The sequence below is a fragment of the Kribbella monticola genome, assembly GCF_003261635.1.
GTDB classification, from domain to species: Bacteria; Actinomycetota; Actinomycetes; order Propionibacteriales; family Kribbellaceae; genus Kribbella; species Kribbella monticola.
In genome coordinates, this window is record NZ_QFXK01000039.1 from 481,933 (window position 1) to 497,943 (window position 16,011).

Annotated in this window: 12 protein-coding genes; 6 read left to right on the forward strand and 6 right to left on the reverse strand. The window is 69.0% G+C overall.

Annotated features, from left to right (window positions below; translation table 11 throughout):
- Positions 1 to 83 precede the first annotated feature (83 nt).
- From DIZ26_RS33735 to DIZ26_RS33750, 4 genes are all read left to right on the forward strand, one after another.
- The gene (locus DIZ26_RS33735) at positions 84 to 3,812 is read left to right on the forward strand and encodes a S8 family peptidase (protein WP_232828784.1); all 3,729 of its coding nucleotides are present in this window, start codon (positions 84 to 86) and stop codon (positions 3,810 to 3,812) included.
- Between the two features lie 71 nt (positions 3,813 to 3,883).
- Positions 3,884 to 4,330, forward strand: a complete 447-nt coding sequence (locus DIZ26_RS33740; protein WP_157979890.1) for a hypothetical protein — start codon at positions 3,884 to 3,886, stop codon at positions 4,328 to 4,330.
- On the forward strand, positions 4,330 to 5,355 hold the full coding sequence (locus tag DIZ26_RS33745) for a tetrahydrofolate dehydrogenase/cyclohydrolase catalytic domain-containing protein (RefSeq protein ID WP_112248595.1): 1,026 nt from the start codon (positions 4,330 to 4,332) through the stop codon (positions 5,353 to 5,355). Before DIZ26_RS33740 ends, DIZ26_RS33745 begins: the two co-directional genes overlap by 1 nt.
- Complete coding sequence (locus DIZ26_RS33750; protein ID WP_112248596.1) at positions 5,300 to 6,493, forward strand: amidase; 1,194 nt, start codon at positions 5,300 to 5,302, stop codon at positions 6,491 to 6,493. Before DIZ26_RS33745 ends, DIZ26_RS33750 begins: the two co-directional genes overlap by 56 nt.
- On the opposite strand, the gene DIZ26_RS33755 is transcribed toward DIZ26_RS33750, so the two are convergent.
- The 3 genes from DIZ26_RS33755 to DIZ26_RS33765 are packed head-to-tail and all read right to left on the reverse strand — an operon-like array spanning position 6,473 to position 11,006.
- Entirely contained in the window at positions 6,473 to 7,192 is a 720-nt protein-coding gene (locus tag DIZ26_RS33755; RefSeq protein WP_332872751.1) for a response regulator transcription factor, read from the reverse strand. The two genes, DIZ26_RS33750 and DIZ26_RS33755, sit on opposite strands and share 21 nt — an antisense overlap.
- Complete coding sequence (locus DIZ26_RS33760) at positions 7,168 to 9,093, reverse strand: sensor histidine kinase (RefSeq protein ID WP_112248597.1); 1,926 nt, start codon at positions 9,091 to 9,093, stop codon at positions 7,168 to 7,170. Before DIZ26_RS33760 ends, DIZ26_RS33755 begins: the two co-directional genes overlap by 25 nt.
- On the reverse strand, positions 9,090 to 11,006 hold the full coding sequence (locus tag DIZ26_RS33765; RefSeq protein WP_198676406.1) for a sensor histidine kinase: 1,917 nt from the start codon (positions 11,004 to 11,006) through the stop codon (positions 9,090 to 9,092). Before DIZ26_RS33765 ends, DIZ26_RS33760 begins: the two co-directional genes overlap by 4 nt.
- A gap of 142 nt (positions 11,007 to 11,148) precedes the next feature.
- On the opposite strand from DIZ26_RS33765, the gene DIZ26_RS33770 reads away from it, so the two are divergent.
- Both DIZ26_RS33770 and DIZ26_RS33775 read left to right on the forward strand, forming a co-directional pair.
- A complete protein-coding gene (locus DIZ26_RS33770; protein WP_112248755.1) occupies positions 11,149 to 12,366 on the forward strand; it encodes a glycosyltransferase 87 family protein in 1,218 nt (405 codons plus the stop codon).
- Positions 12,363 to 13,541, forward strand: a complete 1,179-nt coding sequence (locus DIZ26_RS33775; protein WP_157979892.1) for a glycosyltransferase 87 family protein — start codon at positions 12,363 to 12,365, stop codon at positions 13,539 to 13,541. Before DIZ26_RS33770 ends, DIZ26_RS33775 begins: the two co-directional genes overlap by 4 nt.
- Here the strand turns inward: DIZ26_RS33775 and DIZ26_RS33780 are convergent.
- The 3 genes from DIZ26_RS33780 to dnaJ form a co-directional block, all read right to left on the reverse strand.
- Complete coding sequence (locus DIZ26_RS33780; RefSeq protein WP_112248756.1) at positions 13,487 to 14,023, reverse strand: GNAT family N-acetyltransferase; 537 nt, start codon at positions 14,021 to 14,023, stop codon at positions 13,487 to 13,489. The genes DIZ26_RS33775 and DIZ26_RS33780 overlap by 55 nt on opposite strands.
- A 343-nt stretch (positions 14,024 to 14,366) precedes the next feature.
- Entirely contained in the window at positions 14,367 to 14,822 is a 456-nt protein-coding gene (locus tag DIZ26_RS33785) for a heat shock protein transcriptional repressor HspR (RefSeq protein WP_112248600.1), read from the reverse strand.
- Positions 14,822 to 16,000, reverse strand: coding sequence for a molecular chaperone DnaJ (dnaJ, locus tag DIZ26_RS33790; protein ID WP_112248601.1), 1,179 nt, complete (start codon positions 15,998 to 16,000; stop codon positions 14,822 to 14,824). Before dnaJ ends, DIZ26_RS33785 begins: the two co-directional genes overlap by 1 nt.
- Positions 16,001 to 16,011: the final 11 nt, after the last annotated feature.

Sequence of the window (16,011 nt, forward strand, 5' to 3'; positions counted from 1 at the left end):
GAAGGGATTCGAAAAGCGAACCTTCCGAGGTGATCCCACCGTCCTTCAGGGCAAGTGCTGTTTCCGCCTGCCTGGAGGACCTCTTGCCGTCCAAACGCTGGATCCCACCGGTGGTGAGTCTCGGCCTGGTGCTGAGCGCTGTCACCATCCCCGCCCTCGGGGCGCCGCCCCGGCCACCGTCTCCCGCCGACCCGACTCCCGGCGGAACCCGCGTCACGCTGATCACCGGCGACCGGGTCCGGGTCACGCCCCGGCCCGGTCAGCCCGCACAGGTCGTCTTCGAGCCGGCCAAGGGCAGCCGATCGGACGCGGCGACCATCACCTACCAGAGCGGCCACACGTACGTCGTACCGTCGGCAGCGGTCGCCGACGTCGCCTCCGGCCGGCTCGACCGCACGCTGTTCGACGTGACAATGCTGATCGCCGAGCACCGCGACGACGAGCACTCCAAGACCATGCCGGTGATCATCCGGTACGCCGGTGACGCGGCCGGCGTACGAGCCAAGCAGACCGCGATCCCCGGCGCGGCGTCGACCCGATTGCTGTCCAGCATCGGTGCCAAGGCCGCCAAGGTCACCAAGACCGCCGCGACCGACTTCTGGCGCTCGCTCACGCCGGGCGCGACCAGCCGGGTCGCCGGGACCGTCCAGCGTGTCTCGCTCGATCGGCAGGTCAAGGCCAGTCTCGACCAGTCGGTCCCCCAGATCGGCGCGCCGGCCGCCTGGCAGCGCGGCCTGACCGGCAAGGGCGTCAAGGTCGCCATCCTCGACACCGGCATCGACCCCACCCACCCGGACCTGGCCGGCCGGATCGGCGCGACGGAGAACTTCTCCGATGCGCCGGACACCGTCGACCACTACGGTCACGGCACACATGTCGCCAGCATCACCGCCGGCAACGGCGCGGCCTCGGGTGGCAAGTACAAGGGTGTCGCCCCCGACGCGACCCTGCTGAACGGCAAGGTTCTCGACGACTACGGCCTGGGTGACTTCTCGGGCATCATCGCCGGGATGGAATGGGCCGCCGCCCAGGGTGCCTCCGTGATCAACATGAGCCTCGGCGGCGACCCGAGCGACGGCACCGACGATCTCTCGCAGGCCGTCAACCGGATCAGCCGGCAGAGCGGCGCTCTCTTTGTCATTGCCGCAGGCAACTGTTTCTTCCCGGAACCGCAGACCGTCTCCAGTCCCGCCGCGGCCGACGATGCCCTTGCCGTGGGCAACCTTCAGCGCGACGGATCGCTGAACGACACGTCCTGCCGTGGTCCGCGTAAGGGCGACGGTGCGCTGAAACCGGAGATCTCTGCTCCCGGTACCGGCATCGTCGCCGCCCGCGCCGCCGGCACCAGCCTCGGCGACCCGGTCGACGACAACTACACCACCCTGTCCGGTACGTCGATGGCAACACCGCACGTCGCCGGAACGGCCGCACTGGTCGCGCAGGCCCACCCGGACTGGAAGGCCGCCCAGCTCAAGGCGCGCCTGATCTCGACGGCCGACCCGCAGCCCGGCAGCAAGGTCGACGAGCAAGGCGCCGGCCGCGTCGACGCCGACCAGGCCACCGACGACAGCGTCACCGTCGACACCGGCGAGCTCGAGCTCGGCGTACTGCGCTGGCCCTACCCCGCCTCGGACAAGGTCAGCCGCGAACTCACCTACCGCAACCCAGGCAGTACTGCGGTGACGTTGGACCTCGCAGCTTCCGTGGATCCGGTCGCTGCGACTCCCGAGCTCAGCAGCAGCCAACTCGTAGTACCGGCTGGTGGGGAGGCCAAGGTGACCGTGACTGCCGACCGTGCTGCCGGCGGAACCGGATTCTTCTCGGGACGCGTCACCGCCACCGCGGCCGGAGCGGACCCCATCGTGACGACCTTCGGCTGGTACGCCGAACCGGAGCTGTACAACCTGACGGTCAAGGGCATCAACCGCGACGGCAGCCCGGCCACCGCGAGCCTGGCGGTCAGCCGTCTGGACGGACCGCCGCTCGACCTGGGTCCGTTCGGCGTACGGATGGTGAACGGTACGGCGACGCTCCGGATCCCACCCGGCAAGTACCAGGCGATGTCCACCTTCTTCACGGCCGCGACCGACGCGGAGCTGGAGAAGATCGATGTCGTCACCGGTCCGGAGACGACGCTCACCAAGGACACCACGGTGACGCTCGACGCCCGGCGGGCCAATCCTGTGCCGACCAGCGTGCAGGGCCACCCCGAGCTGACCGCACGCCAGCGCGCCATCGTCTACTCCCGGAAGAACACCGACGGGATGATCACCGGCGCGACCGGAGTCGAGGTGACCGGCGCGGCCCGGATCCTCGGCGCCACGCCGACCGCGAAGCCGGTCACCGGGACCAGCGAGTTCGCGGCCTCGGCCCGGCTGGAGATCCCGCCGTTCCGGGCGAAGGTGATCGGCGGCGACGCGTTCACCGTGCTCGACTTCTATTTCGGACCGCGGCTCACGGGAACGAAGACCCTCGGCCTGGCCGATGCGGGCGCTGCGAACCCGGGCGAACTGGATGGTGCCCGAGGCAAGTTGGCACTGATTCGCTACGTCGACAGCGATCCTCGCCCCGTCGGCGAACTGGTCAAGGCGGCGGAGCGCGCCGGCGCCGCCGCGGCCCTGATCTACAACCCCGACCGTGCCGGTCAAGGTGGCGTCGGGCCGTACTGGGTGTACGGCGACGCACCGGATGCGACCATCCCGGCCGCGCGGACGACTCGGGTCGCCGCGCAGAAACTGCTCGACCAACTGAAGACCGGGCCGGTCACCGTGCGGCTCACCGGAGTCGCCTCGACGCCGGTGGTCTACGACCTGGCCAAGGCGTGGCCGAACCAGATCCCGGCCACGGTCGGTGTCAACGCCAGGCAGGACCAGTTCGCGCGGGTGGACGAGGTCTTCGGCGCACACACCGCCGGAACGCCTACCTCGGAAGCCCGGACGGCCCGGACGCCGGGCGGCACCGACTTCAGCGGTTGGCTGGTGCCGGTCATCGGCGCTCCGTTCCACCGCACGTCGTACGTACTGGGGAACCGGCTCCCGTGGTCGAGTCTGGTCATCCTCGACAACGGCGGTGAGAGCGCGGCCGTCAACGCACCGCCGCACACCTATCGTGCCGGGGAGCGGACCAGCATGCGGTGGGTCGCACCGGTCGAGAACAGCGGTCTGCCGGCGAAGCGGACCGAGGCGGCCGGGGTCGGCCGCGCCTACGAGGGCCTGAGTATCTCGATCAGCCCGTTCCGGCACGGACCCGACGAGTTCAGCGACGTGTTCGGCATCAACGGGGAGTACAGCTCCTCGCTCGAGCGCAACGGCGTGGAGGTGGCGACGTCCGAGGAGGCCGGGCTGTGGGCCGACGTACCGGCCGACGCGGCGGAGTACAAGTTCACGCTGGATGCTCAGCGGGAAGCCGACTTCTGGCAATACTCCACGCAGATCCACTCCAGCTGGACGTTCAAGGCGCGCGGCGGCGAGGACGAGGTGATGCCGTTGGTGGTCGCCGATCTCGACGTACCGCAGACCGATGACCTCAACCGGGTGCCGACCGGCCGGCCGATCACGCTCACACTGGGTCTACGGCACCAGGCAGGATCGACCTCAACCGCGAGGTTCACCACGGCCGCCTTGGAGCTGTCCTACGACAACACCCACTGGACCAAGCTCGCACTGACCAAAACAGCCGACGGCCACTACACCACCACGGTGACGCATCCGGCCACCCAGTCCGGCCACGCACCGTCGCTGCGGCTGACCGCAGCCGATGCCGACGGCAACAAGTTGGACCAGCAGATAACAAAGGCCTACGGCCTGAAATAGCCCGCTCGGAGGTGGAGCCGCCAGTCGCGGCTCCACCTCTGAGAGCCCCCGGCGTCGAATAGGATTCCCGGGTGAGCAGCGAGAATGGACGACCAGCAGAGCCGGCGGTAGTTCGTTGGCAGCACAGTTCGGGTGGGTTGGCGTACTGTCTCGGCCGCCTCGTGGTTCCGCCGGGATCCGAGCAACCGGTGATCGTGCTTTCGGAGGTGGCCGGGAACCCGGACGCCGTCGGTCTGGTCAGCGACTTCGCCGGTGCCGCTACGGTGGCTGCCGCACTCTTCGGGGTGGACCCGACGTCGGTCCGCTGGCTCGCCCACCACGGCGACTTCTCGTCGTACGACGCAGCCGGCGCACCCGAGACCCTCACCGAGGTACAGCTCCGGTCCGACGGCAGCCGCCTGCACAGCGACCTGACCGACCAACACCTCCTGTCCGCCACCGAAACGGAAACCCTGAGCCGCTCATTGGGCCTCGAACCCGTACGGGCGGTGCTCGCGACGCTGGACCTTCCGTCCTGATGAGCGTCCGCCCCACCCAGCAGCTCTCAGGAGGGAAGCTGCTGAGCTCGATCCGCGCCGAGCTCGCGCCGTACCGGGACCAGATCGCGCCACTGAACAAGCAGGTCGCAGTGATCAGGTTCGCCGCGGAACAGACCGACCCGGGGCTGTGGCAGCGCCGGATGGAGGCGTCCCGGGTCTCGGCGGTACAGAAGGAGAAGGCGTTCTCGCAGCTGGGTTACCAGGTCGACCATCAGGTGCTGTCCGGAAGGACCAGCGCGGCCGACTTCGCGGCCCTGATCGACCGGCACAGCGCGGACCCGCGGACGTCGGCCGTCATCGTGCAGTACCCACCGCCCCCACATCTGGCTCCGCTGGTGCAGCGGCTCGCGCCCGAGAAGGACATCGACGGTCTGCTCGGTGATCGATCGCTGCAGCAGGCCTGCGCGACGGCGGACGGCATCACCCGCGTGGTCCGGCCGTTCGCGCAGGACGATCCGAAGATCGCAGTGGTCGGCGGCCAGGGGTTCGTCGGCAGTGGAGTGGTCCGGTTGCTGCAGCAGGACGGTCTGCGAGTGGAGAGCCTCGACGCGGGCGACGACCTGCGCCGGACCCGGAATGCCGACATCGTGGTCTCAGCCACCGGCAACCCGCACGTGCTCACCGACGAGCACATCCGGCCGCATCACCGGTTGGTGGTCGACTCCGGGTTCATGCCGCAGCCGGACGGCTCGATCGCCGGCGACATCGCTCCCTCCGCGCAGCAGATCCCGCAGTACATCACCCCTGTCCCCGGGGGCATCGGTCCGGTGGAGATGGCCGTGCTGATGGACCGGATCGTGCGGCAGGAGGTCGATCCCGGCCGCGATCCGTGGTCCGTCCCCCAGGTCGCCTATCTGTCCCGCGGTGAGATGGCAGCGCGCAGCAATCTGGCGCCGGCTGCCGGTGCTGTTGCCCAACAGGTCAACCAGCCCGCCGACGGTCGCTCGAATGCCGGCAGGCAAGAGCCGGGCATCTCTCGCAACGGTGGTGAGCAGTCGCGGTGAGGCGGTGACCGACGAGGAGTACGAGCGGCTGTCGGCGGTTGCCATCGGTACTGCGGTGGCCGCGGGTGAGCTGTCCGCGCTCGAGGTCGTCGAGGCGGCTCTGCGGCGGATAGCTCAGGTCGATCGAGAGGTTCGTGCGTTCCGTGAGGTGTGGGCCGATCGAGCGCGGACCACGGCGCGGGCGATCGACGCCGCTGATGCCGACGGACGCCCGCTTCTCGGCGTACCGATTGCGGTGAAGAACGCCGGCTCCAGGCAGGTCGCGCAGTTGGCGGCCGCCGGTGCTGTTCCGATCGGGCTGACGTCGACGCCTGGTCCTGGTACGCCGTGGCAGACGTGGGGACTGACCGATCGCGGGCCGACGCTGAACCCGTTCGATCCAGAGCTGGTTCCAGGCGGATCGTCAGCCGGGTCGGCCGTTGCAGTGGCGACGTCGATGGTGCCGCTGGCGACCGGAAGCGACGGAGCCGGTTCGATCCGGATCCCGGCGGCATGGTGCGCCGTCATCGGGTTGAAGCCGACGAACGGCCTGGTCCCGACCGGCGACGGCACCGGACTGGCCGTCGGCGGTGCGTTGGCGAGGACTTCCCTCGACCTGCTGACCTATCTCCAGGTCGTAGCCGGGGCGCTGAGCGGTCCGACGGGGCCGCTGCGGGTGACGTGGTCGGCGGACCTCGGGTTCGCACAAACCGTGCCTGGGATCGCGGCGGTTGCCCGGGCGGCGCTGGACCGGCTGGTGGCGGACGGCCGGCTCGATGAGGTCGAGACAGTGGTTCGGCTTCGCGATCCCGAACCGGCCTGGACGTCGTTACGAGCCCGCGGCGGCGAGGACAACGGGCAGCGTCTCGGCCGAACCGGCGAGGACCCGACCGGTATCCGCGCCGACAACGACCGGCGGCTGCGAGCGATCTTCCGGACGACCGACCTGATCGCGACTCCGACCACCCCGAACCCGCCGCATGGCCACGACGGACCCGGCGAGCTGATCAGCGTCGCCCTGACCTGGGCCTTCAATCTCAGCGGTCACCCGGCCGTCAGCCTGCCCGCCGGATTCACCGCCGACGGCCTCCCCGTTGGCCTTCAGCTGATCGCACGGCACCGCCACGATCTTGACCTGTTAGCTGGGTTGGCCGGCTGAGACGAGGCCGGTGTTGTAGGCGAGGATGACCGCCTGAACCCGGTCGCGGAGACCGGTTTTGGTGAGCATGCGGCTGACGTGGGTCTTGACGGTGTGCTCGGTGAGATGCAGGGCCGCGGCGATCTCGGCATTGGAGTTGCCTTTGGCAACCAGTACGAGGACCTCGCGTTCGCGGGCGGTGAGGACGTCGAGGCGGGCCACCATCGCGGGATCGAGCTGGTTGTCGGCGAAGCGGTCGATCAGCCGCCGGGTCACCGGTGGCGCCAGCAAGGCGTCGCCGTCGGCGATCACCCGGACCGCGTTGATCAGTTCGTCCCGCGAGGACCGTTTCAGCAGGAAGCCGCTCGCCCCGGCCCGCAGCGCGTCGTACACGTACTCGTCCAGGTCGAAGGTGGTCAGGATCAGCACCCGCGGCGCGTTCGGCCGGCCGACCAGCCGCCGGGTGGCCTCGATACCGTCCATCACCGGCATCCTGACGTCCATCAGGACCACGCCGAGATCCAGGACGGCGGACGCCTGGTGCAGCGCGTCGGCGCCGTCGACGGCCTGTGCGACCACCTCGATGTCCGGCTGCCCGTCCAGGATCATCGAGATCCCGTCCCGGACCAGATCCTGGTCGTCGACCACCATCACCTTGATCACTCGGTCTCCTTCACCGTCACCGCCATCCACGGTCATCGCGCACCCACCGGCAGCCACGCGCTGACCGTAGTACCGGATCCCGGGCTGGAGCTGATGCTCAACGTGCCGTCGTGGATACGGACCCGCTCCTGCATACCGGTCAGTCCGTGCCGGCCGTCCGGGCGACGCTCCGGATCGAACCCTTGCCCGTCATCGACCACCCGCACCGCGACGCCCGCCTCGTCGCCCCGCACCTCCAGGGTCACCGTGACCGGCTCGGCCCCGGCGTGCCGCACCACATTGGTCAGCGCCTCCTGCACCAGCCGGTACGCCGTGAGCTGGTGCCCCGCAGGCAGGCTGTCCGTGTCCCCGTGCAGAGAGAGGTCGACCGTGAGCTCATGCGAGACGTCCTTCACTAACTGCGGCAGCTCGGCCAGACCTGGCTGTGGGGTGAGCGCTGGATCCGGCAAACCCTCCGCGTCCCGCAGGGCCGAGAGCATGCGGTCCAACTCCCCCAGAGCACGCCTCCCGGCATCACCGATCCGCTGGAACCCGGCGAGCACCTCCTCATCGCCCCGCCCCAGCAGATCGGGCCCGGTCTCGGCCTGGATCACCATGAGGTTCACCGCATGCGCCACGACGTCGTGCAGGTCCCGTGCGATGTGCGACCGCTCGGTCAGCACCACCTGCGCCGCGTCCTGCTCCAGCGCGCGCCGCTCCAGCTCGGCTTCGCGAGCCGCGCCCTCCCGCGTACGCCGATTGACCCTCGCCAGCAGGCCGAGCACGGTCGCCAGCGCCAGCACCAGGGAAAGCGAGACCGGCCAGACCCGCTGGCTCACCCGGAGGTATTCGTAGCCGTAGTCCAACGGGTGCCCGTAGCTGATGTCGAGATCGACGTTCTGGGTCAGGACGGGCAAGAACCACAGCTGGATCTTGTAGTGCTCGATCGCCTGCCGACTCAGCACCGGCATGGCAGCAAGCAGTACGACGGATACCGGCACCGCCAGCAGCGGCCTGCGGTACGAGGCCAACGAGAAGAGCGCAACAGCCAGCGCGAGCAGCAAGAAGGGGATGCCGTCGTTCGCCCAGTACGCCGGAATGCAGGCCGCCGCCAGCACCACGCACGGGATCATCGGCAGATATCGCCGCAACACCAGGCTCAGCGGCATCGCCGCGATCGTGTAGATGAGCCAGTCCGGTGCCACCCACCAATTGCCCATCGCCTGACCACGGCGGATGTCCAGCAATTGCAGGACGGTCATGACGACGGCCAGCAGTGCGTCGAGCCACAGCACGTTCTCCCGCCGGGCTGCGAACTGTCGCAGGCTCTCCAGCCGGCCTCCTGGCGCCCCGTGCCTTCCGATCGCCGGCGCCTCGCCCCGATTCCGGCGTACGAGGACCGCTGTCAGCCAGACTGCGGCAAGAGCCGCTGACAGCCACCAAGGCCAGTGCTGGGAGCGGAATCGTTCGAAGTCGTCCGGAACGATCCCGTGGCTTACGCCCGGCAGATCCTGGCCCTGGTACTGCACCAGACCCGGCTGCGAAACACGGCTGAACGAATCCCGTACGAGCCTGTCCCAGACCCGAGTCGTGAGGAGTGGGAGGACGCCAACCACTGCGGCGGCAGCTGCCGCCGACAGCCACAGACGCAGTGCCGCGACAGACCACAGGGCCAGTGCGCAACCGGCGATCAGAACCGGGTCGAAGGTACCCAGGACCAACGCGCCCAAAGCCGCGCCCATCAGGGCGACAGCCACCGGAATCGGGGCTAGCCGGCGCAGCGCGATCAGTGCCGGCGCCAGCGCGACCATGATCACCAGCGGCAGATCGCCGTACGACCAGCCGGGGGCTGGATGCCAGGCGCGGGCCAATGAGATCACCAGTCCGGTGGCAGCCAGGGCAAGGTCCACGACGACCGCCCGGCGGCCCGCGGTCGACGGCGTACTGCTGGTCGTCGTGGTCTGTTCGGCGGCGGTCATCGCTCACCGGCCGGCAGCCAGGCGCTGATCGTCGTACCGGCGCCAGGGCTGGAGGTGATGGTCAAGGTGCCGCCATGGATGCGGACCCGCTCCTGCATACCGGTCAGGCCGTGCCTGCCCTCCGGGCGGCTGTCCGGATCGAACCCCTGACCGTCGTCGACCACCCTGAGCGCGACACCGCTCTCGCTGGGCTCGACCAGGATCCTCGCACCGTCCGCCTTCGCGTGCTTCGCGACATTGGTGAGCGCCTCCTGAACCAGCCGGTACGCCGTGAGCTGGATCCCCGCCGGAACGCCTTCGGTCCCACCCCGCAGCTCCAACTCGACGGGCAGCCCCTGGTCCGACAGATCCTTCGCGAGCTGACCGAGGTCAGAGAGACCGGGCTGAGGGGTCAACGCCGGGTCGGGCAGACCCTCGGCATCGCGCAGCGCCGACAGCATCCGGTCCAGTTCGCCCAGCGCGCGGCGCCCGGCGTCCCCGATCCGCTGGAAGCCCGCCAGCGCGTCGTCGTCTCCTCGCTTCAGCAGATCAGGTCCGGTCTCCGCCTGGATGACCATCAGATTCACCGCGTGCGCCACGACGTCGTGCAGATCCCGGGCGATGTGTGACCGCTCGGTCAGCACCACCTGGGCCGCGTCCTGCTCCACCGCCCGCTGCTCCAGCTCGGCTTCCCGCGCCGCGGCAGACCGGTTCCGCCGGTAGAGCCGCGCCAGAACACCGGCACAGAGCGGCAGAACGAGGATCAGCGACAACGTGATCGGCCACTGCCGGTCCACAATCCCTTCGTAGACGAGGTTGTGGATCCTGTTGTCCGGTGGATCGTGCAGGTCACCGAACGTCTGCGGCTGATGCTTCAGCGCGGGAAAGATCAGCACCATCTGCGGGTAGCGAACGAACGCCGCGATCACCGGCAGCGCAGTCAGCACGACGGCGGCCACCGGCATCGAGTACCTCACTCGCCGCACGGACGCCATCGTGAAGAGCGCGATCGACAGCGCGACGAGGACGCTCCAGCTCGTGCTGGTCTGCCAGTAGGACAGCAAGGCGCCGATGGCGAGCACCACGACCGGAACGGCCGGCCACTTGCGCCGTTGGACCAGCGTGAGCGCGGAAAAGGCGATGGCGTACGGCATCCAGCCAGGCGCACTCCACCAGTTGCCCCTGGCAACGTCCCGGCCCAGGTCCGCCAGGATCAGCGAGGTGGTCACCATCGCCAGCACCGCATCGAGCGCGGCCGTGGTCAGCAGAAAGGTACGGAGGTCCTCGATGCGTTCCCAAACGGTGCGCTCGACGACCTCGGTCCGGCGCAGGCGTCGGTAGAGCAGGGCGAGCAGACAGACCGTGAAGAGCGCGACTGACAGCCACCACGGCCATCTCGACGCCATCGCGCGGTTGTAGTCCTCGAGGGAGGGTCCCCCACTCGCGGCCGCGTCCCACAGCGGGTCGTTTCCCACCTGGCGGTAGATCGAGGGAAAGAGCGCGGACTCGAACACTCCCCAGCGGACTCTGGCGACCACAGGGACAGCCGTGATCACCGCCCCGGCCAGCAGGGCCGTGCGCACACGGCAACGCGAGGCCAGCGACCACAGGGCGAGCGCTCCGCCGATCAGCAGGACGTAGTCGAAGTCCCCTCTGTTCACCAGAACCGAGAGGTAAGCGCCGGTGACCAGCCCCGCCGATGCGAGCACCGGATCCACTCGCCGGATCGCGAGGAGTGCTGGGGCGGTGGCAAGGAACACCTGGACAGGCAGTGCGGCGTCCAGCCAGCCGCCGGGCTGCCTGACCAACTGCGCCTGGGTGATCGCCAATCCGATCACCGCGAGCACGATGTCGAAGTTGCCGCCCGCAACGAGGGCGCGGACGCGGATCATGCGCTCGCCTGCTCCGCCGTACGGCGCGATCTCTCCGCTCACCCCTTCATTCTGCGGCCCAGTGCGGCTCAGGCCGTCACTCTTTGGAGTGACAGCCGTTCGTGGCGCGTCATCCGATCCAGTGACCACAGTGGGCACCTGACGGCGATGTGGTGACCGGGGTCCGGCGGCGAGGGTCGGAAACATGACCACAAGTCCAGTTCTCCCACCGGTGAAGAGCCGGAACCTGCTGCCCTGGTTCGCCCTCGCCGGAGCGGACGTCATCGTTACCTGCGTGGCGCTCTGGCCGCCGTCGTCCTCGATGTCCGACCTGCGCGTGTACTTCGCCGGCGCCAGAGGTTTCGTCGACGGTGACGACATCTACACCGTGAACCAGAAGTACCCCGGCATGGGACTGGGCTTCACCTATCCGCCGTTCGCGGCCGTGATCATGGCGCCGCTGGCGATCGGCGAGCACTTCGCCAGGTTGCTGATGACGTTGCTGTCGGGCCTGTCGCTGCTTGCCGTCGGCGCGGTCACGGCCCGTGCGCTACGGCCGCGGTGGTCCCGGGACCGGCTGATCGGAGCCGGGCTGTTCTGCTCCGCGGCCGGACTGCTCCTCGAGCCCGTGTCGTCCACGTTCGGGATGGGGCAGATCAACCTTGTTCTGCTGGCTCTGTTGATGGTCGACCTGCTCGGTCACACCCCACGCCGGTTCCGCGGCCTCCTGGTCGGTGTTGCCACCGGCATCAAACTGACTCCGGGGATCTTCATCGTCTTCCTGCTGGTGACCCGGCGCTTCCGCGAGGCGGCCGTCGCCACGGCGGCGACCGCGGGCACCCTGGTGCTGGGCTGGCTCGTCATGCCCGGTCCGACAGTGGACTTCTGGACCCGTTACATCTTCGACCCCAGCCGTCCGGGCCCGGCCCACTACATCAGCAACCAGTCATTGCGGGGCACGATCGCCCGGCTCACTGAGAACTCGGCAGCCACCGGTCCGCTTTGGTTGCTCTCGGCCACTATCGTCGGCGCCGCGGGCCTCGCCATCGCCCGCCGCCTGTACTCCGCCGGACGCTCGCTCGACGCGCTCGTGGTGACCGGCTTCACCGGACTGCTCGTCTCGCCGATCTCCTGGTCCAATCACTGGGTCTGGGCGTTGCCCGCCACCGCCGTCGTGTGGTCCTGGGTCGCCCGCGGCACCGCGATGAAGATCTTTGCAGCGGCCTGGACACTCGTGTTCGCCCTCGGCCTGCCCTGGTGGGCTCCCTGGGCGGACGACAAGGAGTTCCATCACAACTTTCCGCAGGCTTTGATGGGCAACTCGTACCTGATCGCCGGGATCGCCTTGCTAGTCACGAGTCTGCGCGCGGTAGTCACGAGGCCGCCGGTCGTTCAGTCCGATCCGGTCGAGGCCGTCCGGTGAGCGCGGTCGTCGACTGGCTGGAGCGCAGACATCTCCAGCTCCTCCTGCTGGCGGTGGGCCTCACGCCGTTGCTCTACTTCTGGTGGTCGGGCAACGTCGACCTGAACGTCTACCGGACCGGTGGATTCGCCGTACTGCACCACGTCAGCCTGTACTCCGAAGGCTTCGGGCAGCTCGTCCCCTGGATCGCGCTTCCCTTCACCTACCCACCGCTCGCGGCGGTGCTGTTCGTCCCCCTGCACCTGCTGCCCATGCCACTGGCTGATCTCGCGATGTGTGTTGCGAGTACGGCGGCGTTGACCGCAACCATGCTCGCCGTGCTCCACCGCCTGCTCGGCTGGAACCGGCGGGCCCTCGCGATCGGTCTGCTCGGTGCGGTCTTTGCGTTCGCGTTCGAACCGGTCCGGTCGACGATCGGCTTCGGTCAGATCAATCTCATCCTGATGGGCCTGGTCGCGCTCGACTGTCTGCTCCCCCGCACCCGCTGGCCCCGGGGCGTCCTGGTCGGCCTGGCCGCCGCGATCAAGCTGACCCCTGCCGTGTTCATCGTCTACTTCCTCGTACGCCGGCAGTACCGCGAGGCAGCCGTCGCAGGCATGACCTTCGTCGGGTTGGCCCTGGTCGGGTTCGCGCTCGCGCCGGCCGACTCCACGAAGTACTGGTTCGGTGTGTTGTTCGACCCGGATCGCATCGGCGGCGCGACGTACGCGTACAACCAGTGCTTCCAGGCCGTGCTGCATCGGGTGATGGGCGACGGGACACCCAGAACCCTTGTGTGGCTGGGGTTGGTGCTCGCGAGCGGCGTACTGGCCGGTCTTGCTGCCTATCGAGCACGGGCCGTCGGCGACGACGTGCGGGCGCTGCTGGTGATCGCTGTGTGGGGACTGCTCGCCTCGCCGGTCAGTTGGTCGCACCACTGGGTGTGGATCGCGCCGGCCTCGCTGCTGCTGATCAAGTACGCGCGGCAGAGCAAGTGGATGCTCGCGGCAACGATTGTGATCCTCGCCGACTTCGTCATCGGGCCGCACCAGTACCTGAATCCGGAAGGGCGCAAGTGGTCTCTGCCCGAGCACCTCGTGGGCTCGGGCTACGTCCTACTCGGGGCCGCCTTCTTGGTGGTTCAGGGTTTGAAGTCGGCTGCGCGCATCCGGTACACCTGCAGGTTGAGGTCGTAGTACTTGTCGGTCTCGCCGACCCACTCCATCCCGAGGCGGCCTGCGGTGCCGATCGCCCGCTTGTTGTTCGGCCGGGCGACGGCGAACAACTCGTCGACGTCGCCGCTGGAGAACGCCCAGCCCATCAGCGCCTTGCTCGCCTCGCTGGCGTAGCCGTTGCCCCACACCGACGGCCGGAACTGCCAGCCGATCTCCAGGTCCTCCTCGTACGGCGGCAGCAGGCGGATCAGCAGGCCGCCGATCACCTCGCCGTCCTCCTTGCGGACCACGGCCCAGCGCCCGGCCGGTACGACGAAGTTCGGCTGGGCCTCGATCCAGGCCTGCAGGATGGCGCGCATCGTGGCCGCGTCGGTGACCTGGTCGATCGCCGGCGACAACCACTGCGCCACATCGGCCGAGCCGTAGATCTCCAGCGCGGCCTCGGCGTCGCCTTCTTCCCACTCCCGGATCAGCAACCGGTCCGTCTGCAAGGTGAGCGTCACCTCGCCAGCGTAGGCCGCCGGTCGACGGAACGACAGGTTCGTCGCATACCACCGAGTGATCAGCAGGTGAACTCCACGCACGGACATGAGGAAGCCCTCGGACCCGGGGGTGGGGTCCGAGGGCTCAACCGAAGGCATCCTGGGGGGGTGGACCGCCTTCGGTCCTCCGGAGGTGTCGCGGGGGGCGACGACCTCCGGTCTGCCGGAGGTCGTCCTGGGGGGGTGGACTCGCTCCGGTCTTTCGGCGGCGCCTTGGGGAGGGCGCCCCGGCCCGGACGCACCTGGGGGGATGTGGCGCGTCCGGGGAATCGGAGACCCCTTCAGAAGAAGGAGTTTCCGGCAGTCAGGGCCGCCCTAGTTCGAGCGGCTGGGTACGGATCCATCGGGTGCTGGTCTGCTGGCGGCCCATCGCGATCACGTCACCGGCGGGACCGGCCGAGAAGACCCTGCTGTTGGTGTGCTGGCGCGACGCCCCGACACCGCGCTGAACTTCGGCCAGCAGCTGGTTGACCCGCCTGCGCAGGCCCTCCACCTCCGACTGTAGCTCGAGGATGTGCCGGATTCCCGCGAGGTTGACACCCTCCTCCTGGGACAGGTGCTGGACGTAACGCAGCTTCGCCACGTCGTACGCCGAGTAGCGCCGGCCGCGGCCGGACGCCCGGCTGGGCGTGACAAGCCCCAGCCGGTCGTACTGGCGCAACGTCTGCGGGTGCATACCGGCCAGCTGGGCCGCCACCGAGATCACGTAGATCGGGGTGCGGTCGTCCCAGGTCGGCACCTGGTTGAACGGGATGCCCATCAGGAACTCCCGAACAACCCGGCGCGCAGGTCGGGCTGGGCCGAGGCCGTGTTGAACTCCTGCAGCTTGGTCCGCTGCTCGTCGGTCAACTCGTGCGGGACCTGCACCTCGATGGTGAGCAGCAGGTCGCCCTTGGTGCCGTCCCGCCGCACCGATCCCTTGCCCCGAACGCGCAGCTTGCTGCCGTTCGCAGTACCGGCGGGGATCCGCACGGTGACGGGAAGCCCGTCCAGGGTCGGCACCTTGATCTCGGCACCCAGCGCGGCCTCGGTGAAGCTCACCGGCACGGTCAGCGTCAGGTGCTCGCCCTGCCGGCCGAAGATCCGGTGCGGCTTCACGTGCACGCTGACGTAGAGGTCGCCCGCGGGGCCACCCCGCTCGCCGGCCGCGCCCTTGCCCTTCAGCCGGATCCGCTGGTTGTCCTGCACACCCGCGGGAATCCGGACCTGCATGGTCTTGCTCGACTGGCCGCGGCCGGAACCGTGGCAGGTCTCACAAGGCTGGTCCACGACCAGGCCGCGCCCCTTGCACTCGGTGCACGGCTCGGTCATCGCGAAGACACCGCCCTGGACCGAGGTCTGCATTCCCGTGCCTTCGCACTTCAGGCAGACCTTCGGCACAGTCCCGTACTTCGCGCCGGTGCCGCGGCACGTCTTGCAGGGTTCGTCGCTGGTCATCCGGAGCGCGACGGTGACACCGTTGACGGCCTCGGCGAACTCGATCGTCGCCTCGGTCTCGATGTCGGCGCCGCGCCGCGGCCGGGCCGTCGACGTGGTGGTCGTGGTCCGGCCGGCCCCGCCGCCGAACATGCCGCCCAGGATGTCGCCGAGGCCGCCGCCACCGGTCGAGCCCGACCGGTTGAACAGGTCGCCGACATCGAAGCCGAAACCACCCTGCCCGCCGGCCGTGCCGCCGCTGCCCGGCATCCGGAAGCCGCCGCTCCCGAACAGCCGGCGCGCCTCGTCGTACTCCTTGCGCTTCTTGGCGTCCCCGACGACGTCGTACGCCTCCGAGACCTCCTTGAACTTGGCCTCCGCCGACGCGTCCCCGGCGTTGGAGTCCGGGTGGTACTTGCGCGCCAGCTTGCGATAGGCCTTCTTGATCTCGTCCGGCTCCGCGGTCTTGGAGACGCCGAGAACCTTGTAGAAGTCCTTCTCCAACCAGTCTTTCGTACTCATCGACGCCTCAC